A 23643-nucleotide genomic window follows, 5' to 3' on the forward strand; every position below is an offset into this window, starting at 1 on the left:
ACGTAAAAAAACCCGGCTGCGCAAACAGCCGGGTTTTTCTTTACTGACGAACGCGAAGCGTTTATTCCGACGCCGCCGGCGCCGCCGCCTTGGCGTTGATTTTCACCTTCGCCTTGGCCTTGATCGCTTCCACGAAGTTGTAGAGCTCGGACTGGCCGACCAGGTTCGAGATCTGCTGGGCTTCCTGCGCACGGCGCGCCTGGTCCACCTGGGCCGGCTGCGAGACCTTGTCGATGCGGTAGACGCCGTAGCCGACGCCCGGCAGCTCGACGCCGACGTAGGCTGGCAGCTTGGTCGCATCCGCCTTCAGCGCGGCCAATGCGCCGGCCGGGTTGATGGTCGGTTCCTGGGTACGCGAGACGATCTTGACGTCGCCGAAACCGCTGGCGTCGCCCGAGGCCTTGGCGGCGGCCAGCTTGGCTTCGCCGGCCTGGCGCGCCAGGCGCATGGCTTCTTCCTGGGTGACGCGGGCGCGGATCTGGGTTTCGACTTCGGCCAGCGGACGCTTGGTGGCCGGCTTGAATTCCAGCACGCGGCCGGCGATCAGGACGGCAGGCGCGACTTCGACGGCTTCGGTGTTGCGCTTGTTCTTGATCGAGTCGGTCGAGTACAGCGCGGTCAGGAACTTCGCGTTGTTGAATGGCGCGTCGCCCAAGGCCGGATTCGGCTTGCGGGTCAGGCCATCGGCGGTCTGGATCTTCAGGCCCAGCTTGTCGGCGGCAGGCTTGAGGCTGTCGGCTTGCTCGTAAACGATGTCATTGAACTGCTCGGCCATCTCCGAATACTTTTTCGACTGCTTGGCCTTGGCCAGTTCGGCCGCGATCTCGGCCTTCGCCGCCTCGAGCGGCTTCTGCGTGCTCGGGGTCACGCCGGTGACCTTGACGATGTGGAAGCCGAACTCGGACTGGACGATGCCGCTGACTTCGCCCTCTTTGAGGCCATAGATGGCGTCTTCCAGCGCCTTGCCCAGGCTGCCGCGCTCGATCGGACCGAGGTCGCCGCCGTTGGCTGCCGAAGCCGGGTCTTGCGACTGGGTCTTGGCGATGGCCGCGAAGCCGGCCGGGTTCTTGCGCACCTCGGCCAGCACGGCTTCGGCTTTCGCCTTGGCGGCGGCCGCTTCGGCCGGCTTGGCGCTGGCCGGGCTGGTGATCAGGATGTGGCTGGCAGTGCGCTGTTCAGGCGTCGTGAAGCGCTTCTGGTTGGCATTGTAGAACTGGGCCACTTCGGCGTCGCTCACGGTGACCTGGCTTTCGACGGCGGCGCTGTCGAGCACGACGTACTCGGCCTTCACCTGCTCGGGAATCAGGAACAGGTCGGCGTTCTTGTCGTAGAAGGCCTTGACCATCTCGTCGGTGACTTTGACTTGCGGCAGGTAGTTCGCGACCGGGAACACCAGTTCCTGGACTTCGCGCTGCTGGTCGTTGATGCTCGAGATGCGCTCGGCGACCGAACGCGGCACGAAGGCGGTGGCGCCGACCGAGCCGGCCAGCTGCTGGATGGCCATGTCGCGGCGCATGCGGGCATCGAAGCCTTCCGGGGTCAGGCCCTGGGCCGACAGCGCGGCGCGGTAGGCGTCCATGTCGAAGCTGCCGTCCGGCTTCTTGAATGCTTCGATCGCGTTGATGGCTTTGTAGATGCTCTGGTCGCTGACGGTCAGCTTGCTGCGGGCGATTTCCGCATTCACGGCGCGCTCGGCAACCAGGTTCTCGAGCACTTCGCGCTTCGCCTCGGGGGTCTCGAAGAGCTTCTGGTCGAATTGCGGGCCCATCTGCTGGCGGGCCTGGTCGATCTGGCGACGCTGGGCTTCTTCCCATTCTTGTTGCGTGATGTTGCGGCCGTCCACTTCGGCCACGCCGACAGCGCTGTCGCCGCGGTCCTGGTAGCTTTCGACGCCGACCAGCACGAACGAAGGCACAATCAACAGGCCCAGGATGCCGTACATGACGCGTTTGTTATTACGTACAAAATCAAACATGGTCCACCAATCGCTAGTGAGGCTACAAAGCTCGAGTTAAAAAAAAAGGCGAACTCGCGTTCGCCTCTTCTCATTGAAATGCTGGGTTACCAACACCTCAGATACTGCTGAAATCTGGCGGAGCGGACGGGGCTCGAACCCGCGACCCCCGGCGTGACAGGCCGGTATTCTAACCAACTGAACTACCGCTCCAAATTCGTTGTATTTAAGTGGCGGAGCGGACGGGGCTCGAACCCGCGACCCCCGGCGTGACAGGCCGGTATTCTAACCAACTGAACTACCGCTCCACATAAATACTGGGTACTGCGTCATCCTTACTGTAGAAGCTGAGGCGTGGGCCCCTACTGCTTGAAGGATGTTTTCTCTGCATGTCACTGCAGAGAAGGCATTAGTTTACAGCATCTTTTAGCGCTTTACCAGCCTTAAATTTCGGAACCTTTGCAGCTTTGATCTTGATAGGCTCCTTGGTGCGCGGATCGCGTCCGGTACGGGCAGCGCGGTCGCCGACGGTGAAGGTGCCGAAGCCGACCAGGGTCACGCTGTCGTTCTTCTTCAGGGTGTTCGTCACCGCTTCGATCATCGCATCCAGCGCACGGGTGGCCGAGGCCTTGGTAATGTCCGCGGATTTCGCGATTTCTTCGATCAGTTCAGTCTTGTTCACTCGTATCCTCTTGGTCGTTCATGACGCGGCGGCGCTGCGCCTTCCTGCAAAAGTGCAAGCGCGTATTAAACCGGGGTGATTTGCTTCTGTCAAGCAACATTCGTCGAGGAAGCGCTCGGTGTGGTGATTTATTGGCTTGCGAAGCATGTTATCGGGTGAACAGCCGCGATTGTAGGGTGGCCCCCTGTGTCCACGCGTTTGGAACGCTTGCACACGGCAATACATGCCACTGACGCGGCCGCCGCGCTCTTGGACTCGTCTCGACTCGCCGCGGCCGTGACCGCGTGGACACAAGTGTCCACCCTACGCCAAACAAAAAAAGAGGCGCCCGCGGGCGCCTCTTTTAACTTACCGCTTCAGCGATCAGTGCTTGACCACGTCGCCCTGCCCTTCGGCACTCGGCGCCGGCGTCACCGACACCGCCGGCACCTCCACCAGGGCTTCCGGCTGGCGTTCCAGCGCGATCTCGAGCACTTTCTCGATCCAGCGCACCGGCACGATCTCGAGCTTGTTCTTGACGTTGTCCGGAATCTCGGCCAGGTCCTTCACGTTCTGCTCGGGGATCAGCACCGTCTTGATGCCACCGCGATGCGCCGCCAGCAGCTTCTCCTTCAGGCCGCCGATCGGCAGCACTTCGCCGCGCAGCGTGATCTCGCCCGTCATCGCCACGTCGGCACGGACCGGGATGCCGGTGAAGATCGACACCAGGGCCGTCGTCATCGCGATACCGGCGGACGGACCGTCCTTCGGCGTCGCGCCTTCCGGCACGTGGATGTGGATGTCGCTCTTCTCGAACACCTCGTTCTTGATGCCCAGTCGCTGCGCGCGGCTGCGGACAACCGTACGCGCGGCCTCGATCGACTCCTTCATCACGTCGCCCAGGGTACCGGTGCGGATGATGGCGCCCTTGCCCGGCACGTTCACGGCTTCGATTGTCAGCAGGTCGCCGCCGACTTCGGTCCAGGCCAGGCCGACCACCTGGCCGACCTGGTTTTCCTTCTCGGCCACGCCGAAGTCATAGCGGCGCACGCCCAGGAACTTGTCCAGGTTCTTGCCGTTGACGACGACGACCTTGTCGCTCTTCTTCAGCAGCAGCATCTTGACGACCTTGCGGCAGATCTTCGAGATTTCGCGCTCGAGCGAACGCACGCCGGCTTCCCGGGTGTAGTAACGGATGATGTCGCGGATCGCCGACTCTTCGACCTTGATCTCGCCGTCCTTCAGACCGTTCGCCTTGACCTGCTTCGGCAGCAGGTAGCGCTGGGCGATGTTGGTCTTCTCGTCTTCGGTGTAGCCCGACAGGCGGATGACTTCCATCCGGTCCAGCAGTGCCGGCGGGATGTTGAAGGAGTTCGAGGTGGCCACGAACATCACGTCCGACAGGTCGAAGTCCACTTCCAGGTAGTGGTCCGAGAACGTGTGGTTCTGTTCCGGGTCCAGCACCTCGAGCAGGGCCGACGACGGGTCGCCGCGGAAGTCCGCGCCCATCTTGTCGATCTCGTCGAGCAGGAACAGCGGGTTGCGCACGCCGACTTTCGCCAGCGACTGCAGCACCTTGCCCGGCATCGAGCCGATATAGGTACGGCGGTGGCCGCGGATCTCGGCTTCGTCGCGCACGCCGCCAAGCGCCATGCGCACGAACTTGCGGTTCGTGGCGCGGGCGATCGACTGGCCCAGCGAGGTCTTACCCACGCCCGGAGGACCCACGAAGCACAGGATCGGGGCCTTCAGCTTGTCGACGCGTTGTTGGACTGCAAGATACTCGAGAATACGTTCCTTGATCTTTTCGAGGCCGTAGTGCTCGGCTTCCAGCACCTTCTCGGCGTTGGAGAGATCGTTGGTGACCTTCGACTTCTTCTTCCACGGCAGCGACACCAGGGTGTCGATGTAGTTGCGCACGACGGTGGCCTCGGCCGACATCGGGGACATCAGCTTGAGCTTCTTGATCTCGGCCGTGGCCTTGTCGAGGGCTTCCTTCGGCATCTTGGCGGCGATCACCTTCTTCTCGAGCTCGTCGATGTCGGCGCCGTCTTCGCCTTCGCCCAGTTCCTTCTGAATGGCCTTGACCTGTTCGTTCAGGTAGTACTCGCGCTGCGACTTTTCCATCTGGCGCTTCACGCGGCCGCGAATGCGCTTTTCGACCTGCAGGATGTCGAGTTCGCCTTCCAGCTGGCCGAGCAGGTGCTCGAGGCGCTTGGCGACGTTGAAGATTTCCAGGATGACTTGCTTCTGCTCGAGCTTCAGCGGCAGGTGGGCGGCGACGGTGTCGGCCAGGCGGCCGGCGTCGTCGATGCCTGCCAGCGAAGCGAGGATCTCCGGCGGGATTTTCTTGTTGAGTTTAACGTACTGGTCGAACTGCTGGACGATGGCGCGGCGCATCGCCTCCACTTCGGAATCGTCGCCGATTTCCGAACGCAGCGGGGTCAGCTCGGCGATGAAGTGGGTAGCGCCGTCGCTGATGTGATCGATGCGGGCGCGCTGGGCGCCTTCCACCAGCACCTTCACGGTACCGTCGGGCAGCTTCAGCATTTGCAGGATGTTCGCGACGCAGCCGATCTCGTAGATGTCTGCGGCGGAAGGTTCGTCTTTGGCGGCAGCCTTTTGGGCGGCGAGCATGATGCTCTTGCCCTGCTCCATCGCGGCTTCCAGGGCCTTGATCGATTTCGGGCGGCCGACGAACAGTGGTATCACCATATGGGGAAACACGACCACGTCGCGCAACGGCAGGAGGGGCAGCGTCGTTTGCTCGGTTAATTTCGAAGTTGTCATGGTATACCTTATAAAAAGCGTGTTACCGATGTTGGGCGAACACGGTTAAAACTCAAGACCGGCCAACGAATATTTTCTACGAGTAAAAAAGATATTCGCTTATTGCAATCTGGCCGTTCCAATAAAACCCCTGTCTGAAATAAAAAAGCCACCACGCGACCGCAGTCGCGAGTGGCTTTTCGATTGAAGCCGGATGCTTTTATTGAGGTAAATTGTACCTCCAAGCCTCCAGCGCACAAGTGCTTTTGTGGTTTCCGGGCGGATATTTTTTAATTTTCCCCGCTCGCTTTTGCGCTTTCGCTGTAAATCAGCAAAGGTTTGGCGCCATTCGTGATCGTATTTTCATCAATAACGACTTTCACCACGTTTTGCTGATTCGGCAATTCGTACATCACGTCGAGCAGCGCGTGTTCCAGGATCGAACGCAGGCCACGGGCACCGGTCTTGCGTGCCAATGCTTTCCTGGCAATTGCGTGCAAAGCGGCTGGACGAATTTCCAGTTCCGCGCCTTCCATTTCCAGCAGTTTCGAATACTGCTTGATCAGCGCATTCTTCGGCTCGATCAGGATCTGGATCAGCGCCTCTTCCGTCAGCTCGTTCAACGTAGCTACGACAGGCAAACGGCCAACAAGTTCCGGGATGAGGCCGAATTTGATCAGGTCTTCCGGCTCGGCTTCCATCATGATTTCGCTGTTCGAGCGCTGGGTGCTGCTCTTGACGCTCGCCGCGAAGCCGATGCCGCCCTTTTCCGAGCGGTTCTGGACGATCTTGGCCAGGCCGTCGAAGGCGCCGCCGCAGATGAACATGATGTTGGTCGTGTCGATCTGGACGAAGTCCTGGTTCGGGTGCTTGCGCCCGCCTTGCGGCGGCACCGAGGCCATCGTGCCTTCGATCAGCTTCAGCAGGGCTTGCTGCACGCCTTCGCCGGAAACGTCGCGCGTGATCGACGGATTGTCGGACTTGCGCGAAATCTTGTCGATCTCGTCGATGTAGACGATGCCGCGCTGGGCTTTCTCGACTTCGTAGTTGCAGCTCTGCAGCAGCTTCTGGATGATGTTCTCGACGTCCTCGCCGACATAGCCGGCTTCGGTCAGCGTGGTCGCGTCGGCGATCACGAAGGGAACGTTGAGCATGCGCGCCAGGGTCTGGGCCAGCAGCGTCTTGCCCGAGCCGGTCGGGCCGACGAGCAGGATGTTGCTCTTGGCCAGCTCGACGTCGTCCTTCTTGCCGAGGTGCTTCAGGCGCTTGTAATGATTGTAAACAGCGACGGACAGGATGCGCTTCGCTGTTTGCTGGCCGATGACGTACTGGTCGAGCAGTTCCGCGATCTCGTGCGGCGTCGGCAGGTCGGACTTGGCGCCCGCCACCGATTCGACGTTCGAGGTCTCGTCGCGGATGATGTCGTTACACAGGTCGATGCACTCGTCGCAGATGAAGACCGATGGTCCCGCGATGAGCTTTTTGACCTCGTGCTGGCTCTTGCCGCAGAAAGAGCAATACAGAAGCTTTTCGCCGCTGGAAGATTTTTTGTCAGACATGGGGGCAGGTTCTATATGAATTGCTACGAATATAACGCGATCACGGAGCACGCGACAATACCCGCGTACACCGCCATGCTACCCGAAATAAAAAACAAACGCCCGAACGTGTTTGCGCCCGGGCGTTTTTCAGCAACACCTATGTGGTGCATCAAGCGCGGTTCGTCAGTACCTTGTCGATGAGTCCGTAGTCGACGGATTCCTCGGCGGACATGAAACGGTCGCGGTCGGTATCCTTGTGGATCTGTTCGACGCTCTGGCCGGTGTTCTCGGCCATGATGCGCGCCAGGCGCTCGCGCAGGTACAGGATTTCCTTGGCCTGGATTTCGATATCCGAAGCCATGCCCTGCGAGCCACCCGACGGCTGGTGGATCATGACGCGCGAGTTCGGCAGCGAGAAACGCTTGCCCTTGGCGCCGGCGGCCAGCAGGAAAGCGCCCATCGATGCGGCCAGGCCGGTGCACAGGGTCGAGACGTCCGGTTTGATGAAATTCATCGTGTCGAAGATCGCGAGGCCTGCGGAAACCGAGCCGCCAGGCGAGTTAATGTAGAGCGAAATGTCCTTGTCCGGATTCTCGCTCTCCAGGAACAGCATCTGGGCCACGATCAGGTTGGCCATCTGGTCGTTGACAGGACCGACGAGGAAAATCACGCGCTCCTTGAGCAGGCGCGAGTAAATGTCGTACGCGCGCTCGCCGCGGCCGCTTTGCTCAACTACCATCGGCACGAGGCCGAGTGCTTGGGTGTCCAATGCCGGATTACGGTTCATACCTGTCTCGTTCCTTGTAAATAGGGCGCACAATCGGGATCACAACCTGGCTCACGAAAGGACCCGCAACGCGGGTCCAAACATGCAGCCTAGCGCTGTGCTCAGCCTTGTGGGTTGCTGCCCATCAATTCATCGAAAGCGACGGTCTTGGTGCTGACCTTCGCCTTGCCAAGTACATAGTTGACGACGTTTTCTTCCAAAACAAGGGCTTCGACTTCGCCCAGGCGGCGACGGTCGCTGTAGTAGTACTTCAGCACTTCTTTCGGGTCTTCGTAGCTCTGTGCGAAGTCTTCGATCTGTGCCTTCACCTGCTCTTGCGTAGCCTGCAGGCTGTTGTCGGCGACCAGTTGCGACAGGATCAGGCCCAGGCGCACGCGGCGCTCGGCCTTTTCGAGGAACAGTTCGGTCGGGAACGGCATGTTCTTGACGTCCATGCCGCGCTGGGCCATGTCCTGGCGGGTCTGCTCGGCCAGGCGCTCGGCATCCTGCTGGATCATGACGGTCGGCACGTCCATGTTGGTGACCTTCACCAGCGCGTCCATCACGGCTTCCTTGTTGCGGGCCTTGACGCGGGCGTTGACTTCACGCTCCAGGTTGGTCTTGATGTCAGCGCGCATCTTTTCGATCGAACCGTCTTCGATGCCCAGCGACTTGGCGAACTCGCCGTCGACTTCCGGCAGGTGCGCCCACTCCAGCTGCTTCAGGGTGATGGTGAAGTCGGAGGTCTTGCCGGCGACATCCTTGCCGTGGTAATCCTCAGGGAAAGCCAGCGGGAAGGTCTTGCTCTCGCCCACTTTCAGGCCGACAGTCGCGGCTTCGAACTCAGGCAGCATGCGGCCTTCGCCCAGCACGAAGGCGTAGTCGTCAGCCTTGCCGCCTGGGAATTCAACGCCGTCGATGGCGCCGACGAAGTCGACGGTCACGCGGTCGCCGTTGGCAGCGACAGCTTCGCCGCCGTCGCCGTGCTCGCCTGCCTCGCCCTTGGTGTGGTAGTGCACGCGCTGCTTGCGCAGGATGTCGATGGTCTTGTCGATTTCGGCGTCCGACACGTCGGCGGCGACGGTTTCGACTTCCACTTCAGCCAGGTCGCCGATCACGACGTCCGGGAACACTTCGAAGGTGGCGTCGAAGGACAGCATGCCTTCCGGTGCGTCCTGCTTTGGTTCGATTTTCGGGAAACCGGCAACGCGCAGCTGGTTTTCGTTGGCGGCTTCGTTGAAAGCGCGGCCCACGCGGTCGTTCAGCACGTCGGACTCGATCTGGTAGCCGTACTGGGCGGCGACCATCTTCAGAGGCACTTTACCCGGACGGAAGCCAGGCGCCTTGGCGGTCTTGGCCTGCTTCTTGAGGCGTTTTTCAACTTCCGTACGGACGTCACTCAGCGGGAAAGTGATCGTCAAGCGGCGCTCGAGTTTATCCAGGGTTTCGACTGCAGTTGCCATCGTAAAAATCGTCCAAAAAAATAATTATTCGTGGTGCGAGGAGGGGGACTCGAACCCCCACACCATTGCTGGCGTCAGGACCTAAACCTGGTGCGTCTACCAATTTCGCCATCCTCGCGCAGGATTGCATATTGCCACATAAACAAAGGGCGCCCGACAATCAACCCGGCCGCCCTGCACTCCTTTGTTTATGGGCTACAACTTCAACCCGGTATTTTACTGGATTTTCTGACACTAGAGGGGTGATTTTTGATGGGGTGCGAGGCGTCGTTTGGTATGCATATCCCCGAGGGGCGCGTTCTTGTTCAACGTTGGCACGATTCACGCGTTTACAGCATATGCAAATCGAAAGGCCTCACCCCGCCGGCTTCTTCACCCTGAACCACGCCGCATACAAAGCCGGCAGGAACAACAAGGTCAAAGCCGTCGCCACCAGCAGCCCACCCATGATGGCCACCGCCATCGGCCCCCAGAACACCGAGCGCGAAAGCGGGATCATGGCCAGCGCCGCTGCGGCCGCCGTCAGCAAGATCGGCCGGCAGCGGCGCACGGCCGCTTCGATGATCGCGTCCCAGGCATGCGCCCCGCCCTTGATGTCCTGCTCGATCTGGTCGACCAGGATCACCGAGTTCCGGATGATCATGCCGAACAGCGCGATCACGCCCAGGTTGGCCACAAAACCGAACGGCCGGTCGAGGATCAGCAAGGCCATCGCCGCCCCGGCCACGCCCAGCGGCCCGGTCAGGAACACCAGCAGCGCGCGCGAGAAGCTGTGCAGCTGGAGCATCAGCAGCGTGAACACGATGAACAGCACCAGCGGCACGTTGGCCGCGATGGAGGCCTCGGCTTCCGAACTGTCGGCCGCCGCGCCTTCAAGGGTGATGCGATAGCCGGCCGGCAGCTTGGCGCGCAGGCTTTCCAGCTGCTCGCTTACCTGGCTTGAGACGGTCGGTCCCTGGATGCCGGCGACGACGTCCGACTGCACCATGATCGCCCACTCGCGCCCCTCGCGCCAGATCACGCCCGGCTCCCAGACGAATTCCACGCGCGCCACCTGGCCGATCGTGACCGGGCGGCCGGAGGCGGTCGGGATATTCGTGTCCTTCAGCGCCGTGATGGTCGAGCGTTCGCTGGCCGGCTGGCGCACCACGATGTCGATCAGTTCATTGGTTTCGCGGAACTGGCCGATGGTCGTGCCCGACAACACGGTGTTGACCGCGCGGCGCACGCCCTGCGACGTGACGCCCAGCGCGCGCAGCTTGTCCTGGTCGAGGTCGAGGCGCAGCACCTTCACCGACTCGTTCCAGTTGTCGTTGACGCCGACCGCATTCGGGTTCGCGCGCAGCACGTCCCTCACCTGGTCGGCCACGCCGCGCACGATGCCGATGTCCGGCCCGGCCACCTGGAACTGCACCGGGTACGGCACCGGCGGCCCGTTCGGCAGCAGCTTCACGCGCCCGCGCACCTCGGGGAAATCGTTGCGGAAGGCGGTTTCGATGGCGATCCGCACCCGTTCGCGCGCCTCGGCGTCCACCGGCAAAACCACCAGTTGCGACACGTTCGACTGCGGGAAGATCTGGTCGAGCGGCAGGTAAAAGCGCGGGCTGCCGGTGCCGACATAACTGGTCACGCTCTCGACACCCTCCTGCTTGCGCACGAAGGTCTCGAAACGCTTGACCAGCGCCTCGTTGGCCGCGAAGCTGGTGCCTTCCGGCGACCACATCTCGACCATCAGCTCCGGGCGGCTCGAATCGGGGAAGAACTGCTTCTCGATGAACTTGAAGCCGAACACGCCCAGCGCGAACACGGCCAGGCTCAGCGCGATCGTCGTCTTGCGGTACTCGACGCACCAGGTGACGACGCGGCGGAAGCGCCGGAAGCCCGGCGTATCGAAGACATCGTGCTCCGAGTGTCCCTGGCCGTGGGGTTTCACTTTGAGCAGGATGAAACCGATGTAGGGAGTAAACGTGACCGCCACCACCCACGACACGAGCAGCGCGATCGCATTCACCGAGAACATCGAGAAGGTGTATTCGCCCGCGGTCGACTTCGCCAGGCCGATCGGCAGGAAGCCGGCGGCGGTGATCAGGGTCCCGGTCAGCATCGGCATCGCGGTCGAGGTGTAAGCGAAGGTCGCCGCCTCCAGGCGCGACAGGCCCTCCTCCATCTTCCGCACCATCATTTCGACGGCGATGATGGCGTCGTCCACCAGCAGGCCGAGCGCGATGATCAGCGCGCCGAGCGACACCTTGTGCAGCGAGATGTCGAGCAGGCGCATGAAGAGGAAGGTAATCGCCAGCACCAGAGGGATGGTGAGCGCCACCACCAGGCCCGGTCGCATGTCGATGGACAGCTTGGGCTTGGTGTGCAGGCCGAGCGCCAGGAAGCTCACGGCCAGCACGATGAACACGGCTTCGACCAGGGTCCGGATGAATTCATTGACGGAGCTGGTGACCGCGCGCGGCTGGTCGGACACCCGTTCGAGCTCGATACCGACCGGCAGCTGCGAACGGATGCGCGCCACCGTCGCTTCCAGCGACTCGCCCAGGGTGATGATATTGCCGCCCTTTTCCATCGACACGCCCAGGCCGATCACCTCTTTACCGTTGAAGCGCATCTTGTCCGTCGGCGGATCCTGGTACTCGCGCTTCACCGTCGCGAAATCGCCAAGGCGGAAGGTGGTGTTCCCGGCGCGCAGCTGCAGGTCTTCGAGCTCCTTGGTGGTGCGGATGGCGCCGGTGACGCGCACCTGCAGGTTGTCGGTCGGCGTCACCAGCACGCCCGAAGCCTCGACCCCGTTCTGCGTGGCCAGCTGGTTGACGATCTGCTCCATCGGCACGCCCAGCTGGGCGAACTTCTGGTTCGAGAACAGGATGTTGACCTTTTCGTTCTGGACGCCGAACTGCTCGACCTTGGCCACCAGGGGCACCCCGAGCAGCTGCTGGCGCACGAAGTCCGCGTATTCCTTCATCTCGGCATAGGTGAAGCCGTCGCCCGAGAGCGCGAAGATGGAACCGTAGGTGTCGCCGAATTCGTCGTTGAAGAAGGGACCGATCACGCCCGCCGGCAGGGTGCCGGCGATGTCGCCGATTTTTTTCCGCACCTGGTACCAGGAACCCGGCACCTCTTTGGGCGGCGTCGACTCGCGCAGCTCCAGGATGATGGTGGTCTCGCCCGGCTTGGAGAAGCTGCGGATGCGCTCGACGTAGGGCGTTTCCTGGAGCTTGCGTTCGAGCTTGTCGGTGACCTGCTCGGCCATCTGCACGGCGGTTGCGCCCGGCCATATGGCGCGCACCACCATCGCCCGGAAGGTGAACGGCGGGTCTTCGTCCTGGCCCAGCTGGCCGTAGCTGAGGATGCCGCCGATCAGCAGCGCGGCGATCAGGTAGCGGGTGAGCGGGATGTTTTCGAGCGCCCAGCGCGACAGGTTGAAGCCCCTCATTTGGCGGCACCAGCGTTGGTGCCGGCGCCGGCAGCCGCGGCTTCGGTATCGCCGCGGCGCGCCACGTCGGCGGTCAGGATGCGCACCTTCTGGCCATTGCGCAGCAGGTTGACGCCCGCCGTCACGATGGCCTGGCCCGGCTTCACGCCATCGCCCAGCAGCACGTCGTTCCCGGCCTGCCCCACGACCTGCACCGGCACCAGGCGCACAGCGCCGTTCTCGATGACCCAGACGCTGGTGACGCCCTTCTGGTGGTGCAGCGCGGTGAGCGGCGCGCGCAGGCCGCCGGCGCCGTTGCTTGATGCGATCTGCACGGCGGCCGTCATGCCGAGGCGTACGCCGGCGCTCGGCGGAATGGCGATCTTCGCGGTATAGGTGCGCGTGGCCGGATCGGCCACCGGCGAGACTTCGCGCACACGCCCTGGAATCGCGGCGCCGGGGTTGGCCCACATGCGCACCGTGACCGAACTGGCCTTGCGCAGGTCGCCCACGCGGTCTTCGGGGATGCCGACCGCGACTTCCATCTCGTCGGTACGCGCCACCCGCACCACCGGCGTGCCGGCGGTGACCACCTGGCCGACTTCGGCGTCGATGCCGGTCACGACCCCGTCGATGTCGGACACGAGGCTGGCATAGCCGGCCTGGTTCGACTGGCCGCGGAAGGCGGCGCGGGCGGCGTCGGCTTCGGCCTGGGCCGCGCGCAGCGCCGCGCGCTTGGTGTCGAGCACGGACTGGCTGACGAAGTTCTTCGCGCGCAGTTCCTGGTAGCGCTTGTAGTCGGCGCTGGCTAGATCCCGGTTGGTCTCGGCGGCGCGCAGGCTGGCCTGGGCGCCGGCCGCGGCCAGCTTCAGATCCTGGGGGTCGAGCTGCATCAGCACCTGTCCCTTGGTGACGGTGGCGCCGACGTCGACCTCGCGCCTGGTGATCTTGCCGGCGACCCGGAAGCCCAGGCGCGATTCGATGCGCGGACGCACCTCGCCCGAAAACTCGGCACTGGCGCCCCCGCCCGCCTGGCTCAGCACCACGGCGCGCACGGGGCGCACGTCCTCAGTCTTCGGCTCGTCCTTCGAACAGGCGGCCAGCAGCACGCTCAGGGAAATGGCCAGGGCCGCCAGGGGGCGGCGCTTGTAAAACGAAGGGGACACGGTGTGATTCCTTGGGTTGAGTATGGGAGCGGCGCCCGGTCCGAAGCGGATCGGAGGGCTGGAGCGAAGTTTCATTATCGGCAAAAGTGGACGATTTCTGAAGCCCGACAATTATAATCATGCAAACTCGTTTCACAAATGACCGCTTGGTCACAAACGCCCCGCTCATGTCCGTCGACCACTACGAAAACTTCCCCGTCGCCTCGATCCTGCTGCCGCGCCGCCTGGTGCCGGCCGTGGAAACGATTTACGCCTTTGCGCGCGGCGCCGACGATGTCGCCGACGAGGGGGATGCGAGCGCCGCCGAGCGCCTGGCCGGCCTGGCCGAATACGAAGCCGCCCTCGACGATATCGCATCCGGCCATTCTCCGGCGCGGCCGACGTTCGCGCGCCTCGCTCGCATCGTGTCCGAGCACGGCCTGTCCCTGCAGCCCCTGCGCGACCTGCTCTCGGCCTTCCGCCAGGATGTCGTCACGACGCGCTACGCGGATTACGCCCAGCTCCTCGACTACTGCCGGCGTTCGGCCAACCCCGTCGGCCGCCTGATGCTGGCCCTGTACCGCGTGGACGGCGAACAAAACCTGCGCGAGGCCGACGCCATCTGCTCCGCCCTGCAGCTGATTAATTTCTGGCAGGACGTCGGCGTCGACATCGCCAAGGGCCGCATCTACCTGCCGCAGGAAGATCTGGTCCGCTTCGGCGTATCCGAGCATGACATCGCGAGCGGCGCCGACACCCCGGCCTGGCGCGCCTTGATGGCCTTCGAAGTCGAACGCGCCCGCGCCCTGATGCTGTCGGGCGCGCCGCTGGCGACGCGGCTGCCGGGGCGCATCGGCTGGGAGCTGCGCTTCGTGGTCCAGGGCGGGCTGCGCATCCTCGAGCGCATCGAGCGCGCGGGTTACGACGTGTACCGCAGGCGTCCGCAGATCGGCAAGCTGGATTATCTCGTCATGCTGGGGCGTGCCCTCAGGATGTAAACGACGCACCAAAAACCGCCCGGAGCGGCCCCGACAGTACGCGCATCGGCTAAGATAGCAGCTTCGCATCGCCTAATACTGCAATTTCCACATGTCCCCCGACGAATACTGCCAGCAAAAGACTGTCCAGAGCGGTTCCAGCTTCTATTACAGCTTCCTCTTCCTTGCCCCCGAGCGCCGCCGTGCAATCACGGCGCTGTATGCCTTCTGCCGCGAAGTGGACGATACCGTGGACGAGGCGAGCGACGCTTCGCTCGCGCGCATCAAGCTGGCCTGGTGGCGCACCGAGGTGTCGACCATGTACAAGGGCACGCCGACCCATCCGGTGACCCAGGCCCTCAAGCCCCACCTCGACGTGTACAAACTCGAGGAGCAGCACCTGCAGGCGATCATCGACGGCATGGAAATGGACCTCGACCAGAGCCGCTACCTCGATTACCCGGGGCTGCGCAAGTACTGCTGGCACGTGGCCGGGGTGGTCGGCATCCTCTCGGCCAGCATCTTCGGCTACGCCAACCCGCAGACCCTGGCCTATGCCGAGAAGCTCGGCCTGGCCTTCCAGCTGACGAACATCATCCGCGACGTCGGCGAAGACGCGCGCAAGGGCCGCATCTACCTGCCGGTCAACGAACTGCAGCAGTTCGGCGTGACCGCGGCCGACCTCCTGAACGCCCGCCACAGCGAGAAGTTCGAAGCGCTGATGCGCTTCCAGACCGAGCGCGCCCAGGCGATGTACGACGAAGCCCTGGCCCTGCTGCCGAAGGAAGACCGGCGCGCCCAGCGCCCCGGCCTGATGATGGCCGCCATCTACCGCACCCTGCTCGACGAAATCGCGCGCGACAACTTCCACGTGCTGACCCAGCGTATTTCCCTCACGCCGCTGCGCAAGCTGTGGCTGGCGTGGAAGACCTATGTCCGCAATTAAGAAGGGCTTGGGTCGATCGGTTGCCGTGATTGGCGGCGGCTGGGCCGGGTGCGCTGCCGCCGTCGAGCTGGCGGCCAAAGGCGCGCGCGTTACCCTGTTCGAAGCCAGCCGCACGCTGGGCGGACGGGCGCGCGCCGTCGAGATGCAGGGTCGCCTGCTCGACAACGGCCAGCACATCCTGCTGGGCGCCTACACCGACACCCTGCGCCTCCTGAAGCGCGTCGGGGTCGACCCCGACCAGGCCTTGCTGCGCCTGCCGCTGCAGATGCGTTATCCGCCCAACAGCGGCGCACTGGACTTCGTCGCCCCGCGCCTCCCGGCGCCCTGGCACATGATCGTCGCCCTGGTGCGCGCACGCGGCCTGGACCGCGAAGACAAGCTGGCCCTGGCCCAGCTGTTTACCGGCCTGCGCTGGATGGGCTGGCGCCTGAACGACGACGTCAGCGTATCGACGCTGCTCGAGCGCTACGGGCAAACCGCGCGCCTGTGCCGGCTGCTGTGGCATCCGCTGTGCCTGGCCGCGCTCAACACGCCGCCCGGGCGTGCCTCGGCCAACGTCTTCATGGCGACGCTGCGCGACAGCCTCGGGGCCAAACGTTCCGCGTCCGACATGCTCATTCCCCGCCTCGAGCTGAGCTCCCTGTTCCCGCGGGCGGCGGCGTGCCATCTCGAAACCCATGGGGGCACGGTGCGCTGCGGCGCCAAGGCCGGATCCCTGGCGCAGGTGGCCGGAGGCTGGGAGGTCGAATCCGGCGGCGTGCGCGAAGCCTTCGACGCGGTCGTGCTGGCCACCGCGCCGGGCGCGGCCGCCTCCCTGCTGGCGCCCTTCCCGGACGCCGCCGCGCTCGCGGCCCAGCTGGCCGATTTCCAGCACGAGCCGATCGCTACCTGCTACCTCCAGTACGACCCGGAGCTGCGCCTGCCGCTGCCCTTCTGCGCGCTGCTCGACGAGCCGGGCGCGGGCCGCCATGGCCAGTTCGCCTTCGACCGTGGCCGGCTCGATCCCGGCCAGGCCGGGCTGCTGGCCGTCGTGATCAGCGCCGCGGCGGACGCCGCCGCGCTCGACCAGGACGCGCTGGCCGAGGCCGTCGCCGCCCAGCTGGCCCAGGCCTTCGGCGACCCGCGCCTGGCGGCGCCCTTGTGGAGCCGGGTGATCACGGAGAAGCGCGCCACCTTCTCCTGCAGCCCGGGCCTGGCGCGCCCCGGCAACCTGACCGCGCTGCCCGGCCTGGTGCTGGCCGGCGACTACACGGCCAGCGACTACCCGGCCACGCTCGAGTCGGCGGTGCGCAGCGGCCAGGGCGCCGCCAGGGCCATCCTCGCAGGCGACCGCCTGCCGCCCGAAAACGGCAGCCTGTCGCACGCCGGTGGTCACAAGCCGGCCGGTTCCGTACAGTAGCAGCATCGAACAGACCAATGACGGACACGAAAATGACTTACCAACTCGGACTGCGCACGCTGGTGTTGCTTGCCATCGTTGCCGCCTGCACGGCGGTGCTGGTCGCGCCGGAACTGCTGCAGGAAGCGCCCCACGCCGACGCGCGCCTGCTGCTGGCCACCGTCGCGCTCGGACACGGCTGAGGAGCACGGACCTCCCATGGGCAAACTCGACTACCTGGACGCGCTCAAGCGCTCCCTGCTCGGCCTGCCGCCGGAACTGCAGGCCAAGACCCTGGCCTGGTACGAGCAGCGCTTCGTCGACGGCATGGCCGCCGGGCGCAGCGAGGAAGACCTCGCGCGCGAGCTGGACGACCCGAAGAAGGTCGCCCTGACGCTGCGCGCCAACACCCACATGCATGCGTTTGCCGAACAGAAGAACCCGGCCAACCTGGTGCGCATGCTGGTCTCGGTGGTCGGCCTGCTGATCTTCAACCTGTTCATGATCATCCCGGCGGCGGTGGTCGGCTCGCTGCTGGCTTCGCTCTACATCGGCGCCTTCGCCCTGTATGTCGGCGGGATCGCGATCACGGCCAGCGGCCTGTCGGGCGCGAACGAACTGGTGCTGGGCGGCCCGCTGCGCCACGTGATCCACGACGACGCGGGACGCGAAGTCGGCACCCATGTCTCCATCGGCGAAACCGGCATCCACGTCCGGCCGGACCGCGGCGACGTGGGGGCCGATCCCGAAGACCTCGACCCCGGCGAGCCGCCGTCGCGCGTGGTGCGCCGCGCCGAACGGGTCGCCAGCGGCGGCATCCGCATCTCGACCGAGATGGACGAAGAATCGCGCAGCGCCCAGACGGCGCTCGGCCTCGCCTCGGTGCTGGGCGGGATCGTGCTGTTCCTGGTCTCGCTGGTGCTGACCCGCTATGCCGCGCTGGGCGTGAAGCGCTATGTGCAAATGAATTTGTCGCTGCTGCGGGGGACCTGAATGCCGATGCGAACCTTGTTACGGGTGGGCCTGATCCTGCTGGTGCTGGCCTTTGTCCTGATTGGACTGTCGTACAGCATGCTGCGCGCGCAGGGCGTGTCGGTACGCCACGAAGGCCGCATGGTCAGCGAAGAAACCCGGACCGTCACGCGCGAGGTGCGTGCGGTGGAATTGAGCGGCCCGATCGACCTGACCCTGCACTACGGCGCCCAGCCCGCGCTCGTGGTGCGCGGCGAAGAGCGCCTGCTGGCCAACATCGAGACCGCCCAGGAAGGCCGCGTGCTGCAGATCGGCACGCGCGGCATCGTGCTGCGCCACCGGCAGCCGATCCGGGTCGAGCTGACCCTGCCGGCCCTCGACCGCGTCGGCGTCGACGGCAGCGGCAAGACGGAAGTGAACGGTTTCACTGGCGAACGCATCGAGCTCGAGCTTAACGGCTCGGGCAGCCTCGAATTCAACGGCCGCTACCGCGACGCGCGCGCCGTCGTCCAGGGGAGCGGCGAACTGACGCTCGACGCCGGCAACGGCGACCGGGTCGAAGGAGAATTGATGGGCTCGGGCGAAATGACCCTGGCCGGCGCCGCGCGCAGCGTCAAGCTGCAGTCGAGCGGCTCGGGCAGGCTCGACGCCCAGCGCCTGCGCGCGGACCGGGTGGAAGTGCGCCAGACCGGTTCGGGCAACACCAGCGTGACGGCAAGTGAGACGGTCGCGGCGGCAGTCAGCGGCAGCGGGGACGTCGACGTCTACGGCAACCCGCCCCAGCGCACCATCAGCCGCACTGGCAGCGGCGACGTGCACTTCGACCATTAGGAAGGCCGACCGGCCTCCAGCCAGCCCAATACCCCGGCTCCCGCGGCCCGCCCGCCGGCAAAGCAGGCGGTGAGCAGGTAGCCGCCGGTCGGCGCCTCCCAGTCGACCATCTCGCCCGCCACGAACACGCCCGGGACGGCGCGCAGCATGCCCTTGGCGTCCAGCGATTCGAAACGCACCCCGCCGGCGCTGCTGATGGCCTCGTCGATCGGCCGCGGGCGCTTCAGGACCAGCGGCAGCGCCTTGATCGCGGCGGCCAGCCGATCCGGATCCATGTACTCCTCCTGCGCCAGGCACTCGCGCAGCAGCCCGGCCTTCACGCCCTTGATCCCGAGCCGGCTTTGCAGGTGGCTGGCCAGCGAACGCGCGCCGCGCGGGCGCGTCACCTCGTCGGATACCCGTTCGGCGCTGAGATCGGGCACGAGGTCGAGCCAGATGGTGGTGCTGCCGCGCGCGGCGACCTGGTCGCGCAGCGGCGCCGACAGGGCATAGACCAGGCTGCCCTCGATGCCGGTGGCGGTGACGACGAACTGGCCCTTGCGGCGCGCCCGGCTGCCGTCGCGTCCCTCGTACTCGATGGCGACGGTGGTGAGCGGCGCGCCGGCGTGCTTCTCGCTGAAATGCGCGCTCCAGTCGGTGTCGAAGCCGCAGTTCGCGGGCTGCAGCGGCGCCACCTCGACGCCTTGCGCGGCCAGCAGCGGCACCCAAGCGCCGTCCGAGCCAAGGCGCGCCCAGCTGGCGCCGCCGAGGGCGAGGATGGTGGCGTCCGGGCGTACGTCCAGTCCGCCCTCCGGGGTGGCGAAGCGCAATGCGCCATCCTGCCAACCCTGCCAGCGGTGGCGCATGTGGAAGCGCACCCCGCTCTCGCGCAGGCGGTGGAGCCAGGCGCGCAGCAGGGGCGCGGCCTTCATGTCGGTCGGGAACACCCGCCCCGAACTGCCGACGAAGGTGCCGATGCCGAGGCCGTGGATCCACTCGCGCACCCGGGCGGGATCGAAGCCTTCCAGCCAGGAACCGACCGCTCCGCTGCGCGCGCCGTAGCGGGCGACGAAGTCCGGATAAGGCTCGGAATGGGTGATGTTCATGCCGCCCTTCCCGGCCAGCAGGAACTTGCGCGCCACCGAGGGCATGGCGTCGTACACGTCCACCTCCACGCCGCCCGCGGCGAGGACTTCGGCCGCCATCAGGCCGGCGGGGCCGCCGCCGATGACGGCGACGCGGGGACGGACGTGGGGACCTTGGGAAAGCGGTGCGGACATGCTGGGCTGGCGACGAGGATGCGGGAGGCGCATTGTAGACGAGTTTCAGGCGGGTTTGGCAGCTGGGAGCGGATGTAAAGGCCGCTTGACATGCTGTTCGGACTGGCCTACGATGTAAAGCATACTTTACATGGGGGACGCGGTATGCGGGAGAAACGACTGGCCAGGATCTACTATCGCGAGCTGTTCGGCGCGCTCGCCCTGTATGCGGTGCTGCTGGTGGCGGCCATCCATTTCGGCCGCCCGATGGCGCCCGGCCCGCTGCGCACGCTGGTGCTCGCCAGCCCGATGATCGGCTTCGTCGCGGGCATCTGGGCCATCGCGCGCCAGGTGCAGCGCCAGGACGAATACCTGCGCAGGCTGCTCGTCGAAAACGTCGCCCTGGGCGCCGCCCTGACGGCGGGCCTGACCTTCACCTACGGCTTCCTCGAGACCGCCGGCTTCCCGCGCCTGTCGATGTTCAGCGTCTGGTGCGTGCTGTGCGTCTCGACCGTCCTCGTGGGTCTGGTGCGCAAACTGCTCAACCGATGAAGAACCTGATCCGCGAGCTGCGGGGCGAGCGCGGCTGGAGCCAGGCCCACCTGGCGGAGCTGCTCGACGTCTCGCGCCAGACCATCATCGCCATCGAAACCGGCCGCTACGACCCCAGCCTGCCGCTCGCCTTTGCGATTTCCCGGCTGTTCGAGCAACCGATCGAAGCCATCTTCACCCCTGACCAGGAGCCAGCATGAAATTGAAAGCATCCCTGTTGTTCGCATTCTGCATCGCGGGCGCCGTCCCGGCCTACGCACAGAGCCAGCCCAAAACCCCGAATCGCTTCACCTCGGCCCTCGCCGCCCCCGCCGAGCGTTTCGAAATCAAGGGCATGCTGGTCGAGCGCCACGGCGGCGGCGCGGGCCGGCCGCTGATCCTGATCCCCGGCCTGGCGTCCGGCGGCTGGGTGTGGCAGGAGACGGTGCGCGCCTTCGCTCCGGCGCAGCCTGTGTATGTGGTCACCCTGCCCGGCTTCGACGGCCGCCCGGCGGTCGAAGGCGATCCGCTCGACGCCGCGCGTGCCGCGCTGCAGGAACTGATCGCCGCGCGCCGGCTGGCCAAGCCGGTGCTGGTCGGGCACAGCCTGGGCGGAACCCTGGCGATCCAGCTGGCGGCCGACGAGCCGGGGCGCATCGGCGGCGTGGTCAGCCTGGACGGCCTGCCCGTCATGCCGCGCACCGAGGCGATGCCGCCCGAGCAGCGCGCGCAGATGGCGGAGAACATGGGCGAGCGCACGGCGAGCGTCCAGGGGCCGGCTTTCGTGGCCCAGCAGCGGCAGTACATGCGCAGCATCGGCATGGTCGACATGGGCAAGGCCGACGACGCCGCCCGGCTCACGGCGCGCAGCGATCCGGCGGCGGTGGGGGCCTACGTCGGCGCCGTGCTGGCCCAGGACCTGCGCCCGCGCCTGCCGGCGATTGCCGCCCCGGTGCTGCTGCTGGCCCCCTGGTACGCGCCGGATGCCGGCGACGGGGGGATGACCGCGGGCGACAAGCTCGCGTATTATCGGGAACTGATGACGGGGACCCGGCTGCTGGAAGTGGCGCCCATCGCCAACGCCCGCCACTTCGCCATGATCGACCAGCCGCAAGCTTTTAACGACGCGCTGCGCCAGTTTTTGAAAACGCTTTGAACACCCTTTGAGGAGCTTTGCCATGCCCAAGCTGTCCCACTGGATCGGCCAATACTTGATCGCCGTCCTCTCGATGTTCGTGCTGCTGCTCGTCATCGACCTGCTGCGCGGCGAACTGCTGGAGCGGGCCTGGCCCTCGGCCCTCGCCTGGGCCGCGGTAGCGTCCGCCATCTTCGTCGGGTCGCGTTACCGCAACATGCGGCGCGGCATCGAGTGTGGTGTATGTAACATGCTCGACAAAAAATAAGCCCGCTTTCTCCTTGATGGAACCGGACTCCGGCAGCACCGGCACGCGCTAAGCTCGCGTGTTATTCACGGTGCATTTGTTAAGAATATAAGATTCTGCTTGACAAGCATTATGCAAAGAATATTCTTACAGACAAGTGAACGATGCAGCTCCACGAGAGACGCACGATTCGCCCGGTAGTCCGTTTCACCCATCTTGGAGGATGAATATGTCGTTGAAGACAGGGCCAAACACGGCCCGCAGGACCGTACTGGGCGCGATCGCGTCCAGCCCGCTGTGGATGCAAAGCGCCTGGGCCGCTTCCCAGTCCCTGAAGATCTCGCACCAGTTCCCCGCCGGCAGCATCATGGAAGGCGACTTCCGCGACCGCCTGTGCCGCATGTTCGCGGCCAACGTCGAAAAGCGCACCCGCGGCGCGCTCAAATTTTCGATCTATGCCAACTCGTCGCTGATGGCGCCGAACGCCCAGTTCGGGGCGCTGCGCAAGGGCGGGCTGGACCTCGCCCTGGTGCCGCTGTCCTATGCGGCCAGCGAATCCCCCGAAGCGAACATCGGCCTGATGCCGGGCCTGGTGACGTCCTACGCCCAGGGCTATGGCTGGAAGAATGCCGACGTCGGCAAGGAGCTGACCCGCATCCTCGCCGACCAGGGCCTGGTCATCGTCAGCTGGATCTGGCAGGCCGGCGGCGTCGCCTCGCGCGGCACGCCCATCCTGGCGCCGGAGGACGTGCAGGGCCTGAAGGTACGTGGCGGCTCGCGCGAGATGGACCTGATCCTGCAGCAGGCCGGCGGCACCGTGGTCAACATGCCGTCCAATGAAATCCACCGCGCCATGAAGAGCGGTGCCCTCGACGCGGCGTTTACCTCATCGACCTCGCTGATGTCCTTCCGCCTGCAAGAAGTGTCGCGCGCCCTGACCTCGCCGCGCGGCGGCGGCTACTGGTTCATGCTCGAGCCGCTGCTGATGTCGAAGACCAAGTTCGACCGCCTGAGCCGCGACCAGCAGGCCGCGGTGATGGCGGTCGGCGCGGATCTGGAACAGTTCGCGCTGCGCATGGCGCGGGCCGACGACGCGGCAGTGGCGAGCGTGTACGCCCGCAGCGGCGCGCGCGTGGCCGAGATGGATGCGGCGGCGCTGGCGAAATGGCGCGACATGGCGCGCACCAGCGCCTGGGCCGATTTCAGCGGGCGCAGCGACAACTGCGCGAAGCTGCTGGCCCTGGCCGAGAAGTCGCTCGCGGCGATATAAGGTAGGGTGGACGGCTCCACCCGATGCCGGATTGTTGCCGGCGTGTGCGCCGTCCACGCGTTCAACCAGCCCTCGATACTTCGCGCATGTGCTGGCGATGGTTGGACGGGTGGACGGCACAGCCGTCCACCCTACGATTCTTACCCGCCCGTCACCGGCGGGAAGAACGCCACTTCCCCACCTTCCTTGATCTCCGTCTCCGGATCGCACATCACGTGGTTGAAGGCCATGCGCAGCGCGCGCTCCGGCCCGAGGGCTTCGCGCCACGCTCCGCCGCGTTCGGCCAGGTGCGCGCGCACCCCGCCCACCGTGTTGACGCCAGCCGGCAGCTCGATGCGTTCGTTCGAGACGCCCAGGGCCTCGCGCACGGAGGCAAAAAATCGCAGTTCGATGTGCAT

21 protein-coding genes and 3 tRNA genes are annotated in these 23643 nt (G+C 65.2%); 11 read left to right on the plus strand and 13 right to left on the minus strand.

What is annotated here, in order from left to right; genetic code table 11:
• Positions 1-61: 61 nt before the first annotated feature.
• The 11 genes from ACWCIA_RS15670 to ACWCIA_RS15720 form a co-directional block, all read right to left on the minus strand.
• A complete protein-coding gene (locus ACWCIA_RS15670) occupies positions 62-1975 on the minus strand; it encodes a SurA N-terminal domain-containing protein (protein ID WP_454164760.1) in 1914 nt (637 codons plus the stop codon).
• Between the two features lie 115 nt (positions 1976-2090).
• Positions 2091-2167 (minus strand) — tRNA-Asp (locus ACWCIA_RS15675).
• An 18-nt stretch (positions 2168-2185) separates the two neighbouring features.
• A tRNA-Asp gene (locus ACWCIA_RS15680) sits at positions 2186-2262 on the minus strand.
• A gap of 101 nt (positions 2263-2363) precedes the next feature.
• Positions 2364-2636 (minus strand): HU family DNA-binding protein, encoded by a 273-nt coding sequence (locus tag ACWCIA_RS15685; RefSeq protein ID WP_435756335.1) that lies wholly within the window; start codon positions 2634-2636, stop codon positions 2364-2366.
• A 363-nt stretch (positions 2637-2999) separates the two neighbouring features.
• Entirely contained in the window at positions 3000-5405 is a 2406-nt protein-coding gene (gene lon / locus ACWCIA_RS15690; RefSeq protein ID WP_454164761.1) for an endopeptidase La, read from the minus strand.
• Positions 5406-5674: 269 nt separating this feature from the next.
• The gene (gene clpX, locus ACWCIA_RS15695; protein ID WP_454164762.1) at positions 5675-6943 is read right to left on the minus strand and encodes an ATP-dependent Clp protease ATP-binding subunit ClpX; all 1269 of its coding nucleotides are present in this window, start codon (positions 6941-6943) and stop codon (positions 5675-5677) included.
• 151 nt (positions 6944-7094) lie between these two features.
• Entirely contained in the window at positions 7095-7712 is a 618-nt protein-coding gene (gene clpP, locus ACWCIA_RS15700) for an ATP-dependent Clp endopeptidase proteolytic subunit ClpP (protein ID WP_454164763.1), read from the minus strand.
• Between the two features lie 101 nt (positions 7713-7813).
• Positions 7814-9154, minus strand: a complete 1341-nt coding sequence (gene tig, locus ACWCIA_RS15705; protein ID WP_454164764.1) for a trigger factor — start codon at positions 9152-9154, stop codon at positions 7814-7816.
• A 31-nt stretch (positions 9155-9185) separates the two neighbouring features.
• Positions 9186-9272 (minus strand) — tRNA-Leu (locus ACWCIA_RS15710).
• A gap of 237 nt (positions 9273-9509) precedes the next feature.
• The gene (locus ACWCIA_RS15715; RefSeq protein ID WP_454164765.1) at positions 9510-12596 is read right to left on the minus strand and encodes an efflux RND transporter permease subunit; all 3087 of its coding nucleotides are present in this window, start codon (positions 12594-12596) and stop codon (positions 9510-9512) included.
• Positions 12593-13825, minus strand: a complete 1233-nt coding sequence (locus ACWCIA_RS15720; protein WP_454164766.1) for an efflux RND transporter periplasmic adaptor subunit — start codon at positions 13823-13825, stop codon at positions 12593-12595. The genes ACWCIA_RS15715 and ACWCIA_RS15720 overlap by 4 nt, the downstream gene beginning before the upstream one ends.
• 83 nt (positions 13826-13908) lie before the next feature.
• On the opposite strand from ACWCIA_RS15720, the gene hpnC reads away from it, so the two are divergent.
• From hpnC to ACWCIA_RS15750, 6 genes are all read left to right on the plus strand, one after another.
• Positions 13909-14718 (plus strand): squalene synthase HpnC, encoded by an 810-nt coding sequence (gene hpnC, locus ACWCIA_RS15725; protein ID WP_454164767.1) that lies wholly within the window; start codon positions 13909-13911, stop codon positions 14716-14718.
• 91 nt (positions 14719-14809) lie between these two features.
• Entirely contained in the window at positions 14810-15643 is an 834-nt protein-coding gene (hpnD, locus tag ACWCIA_RS15730) for a presqualene diphosphate synthase HpnD (RefSeq protein ID WP_454164768.1), read from the plus strand.
• Positions 15630-17042 carry a hydroxysqualene dehydroxylase HpnE gene (hpnE, locus tag ACWCIA_RS15735; protein WP_454164769.1) on the plus strand — a complete coding sequence of 471 codons (1413 nt, stop codon included), beginning with the start codon at positions 15630-15632 and terminating at the stop codon, positions 17040-17042. Before hpnD ends, hpnE begins: the two co-directional genes overlap by 14 nt.
• Before the next feature lie 32 nt (positions 17043-17074).
• A complete protein-coding gene (locus tag ACWCIA_RS15740) occupies positions 17075-17224 on the plus strand; it encodes a hypothetical protein (protein ID WP_454164770.1) in 150 nt (49 codons plus the stop codon).
• A 16-nt stretch (positions 17225-17240) separates the two neighbouring features.
• Positions 17241-18014 carry a DUF1700 domain-containing protein gene (locus ACWCIA_RS15745; RefSeq protein ID WP_454164771.1) on the plus strand — a complete coding sequence of 258 codons (774 nt, stop codon included), beginning with the start codon at positions 17241-17243 and terminating at the stop codon, positions 18012-18014.
• A gap of 6 nt (positions 18015-18020) precedes the next feature.
• Positions 18021-18824 (plus strand): head GIN domain-containing protein, encoded by an 804-nt coding sequence (locus ACWCIA_RS15750; protein ID WP_454164772.1) that lies wholly within the window; start codon positions 18021-18023, stop codon positions 18822-18824.
• Here the strand turns inward: ACWCIA_RS15750 and ACWCIA_RS15755 are convergent.
• Entirely contained in the window at positions 18821-20083 is a 1263-nt protein-coding gene (locus ACWCIA_RS15755; RefSeq protein ID WP_454164773.1) for a TIGR03862 family flavoprotein, read from the minus strand. The genes ACWCIA_RS15750 and ACWCIA_RS15755 overlap by 4 nt on opposite strands.
• A 144-nt stretch (positions 20084-20227) precedes the next feature.
• On the opposite strand from ACWCIA_RS15755, the gene ACWCIA_RS15760 reads away from it, so the two are divergent.
• The 5 genes from ACWCIA_RS15760 (at position 20228) to dctP (ending at position 23245) form a co-directional block, all read left to right on the plus strand.
• Positions 20228-20614, plus strand: coding sequence for a hypothetical protein (locus tag ACWCIA_RS15760; protein ID WP_454164774.1), 387 nt, complete (start codon positions 20228-20230; stop codon positions 20612-20614).
• On the plus strand, positions 20611-20814 hold the full coding sequence (locus tag ACWCIA_RS15765; RefSeq protein WP_454164775.1) for a helix-turn-helix transcriptional regulator: 204 nt from the start codon (positions 20611-20613) through the stop codon (positions 20812-20814). The genes ACWCIA_RS15760 and ACWCIA_RS15765 overlap by 4 nt, the downstream gene beginning before the upstream one ends.
• Entirely contained in the window at positions 20811-21749 is a 939-nt protein-coding gene (locus tag ACWCIA_RS15770) for an alpha/beta fold hydrolase (RefSeq protein ID WP_454164776.1), read from the plus strand. Before ACWCIA_RS15765 ends, ACWCIA_RS15770 begins: the two co-directional genes overlap by 4 nt.
• A 22-nt stretch (positions 21750-21771) precedes the next feature.
• Positions 21772-21996, plus strand: a complete 225-nt coding sequence (locus ACWCIA_RS15775; protein ID WP_454164777.1) for a hypothetical protein — start codon at positions 21772-21774, stop codon at positions 21994-21996.
• A gap of 208 nt (positions 21997-22204) precedes the next feature.
• Positions 22205-23245, plus strand: coding sequence for a TRAP transporter substrate-binding protein DctP (dctP, locus tag ACWCIA_RS15780; protein ID WP_454164778.1), 1041 nt, complete (start codon positions 22205-22207; stop codon positions 23243-23245).
• 140 nt (positions 23246-23385) lie between these two features.
• On the opposite strand, the gene moaD is transcribed toward dctP, so the two are convergent.
• Entirely contained in the window at positions 23386-23643 is a 258-nt protein-coding gene (moaD, locus tag ACWCIA_RS15785) for a molybdopterin converting factor subunit 1 (RefSeq protein ID WP_454164779.1), read from the minus strand.

This window comes from Massilia sp. SYSU DXS3249, from assembly GCF_053668055.1.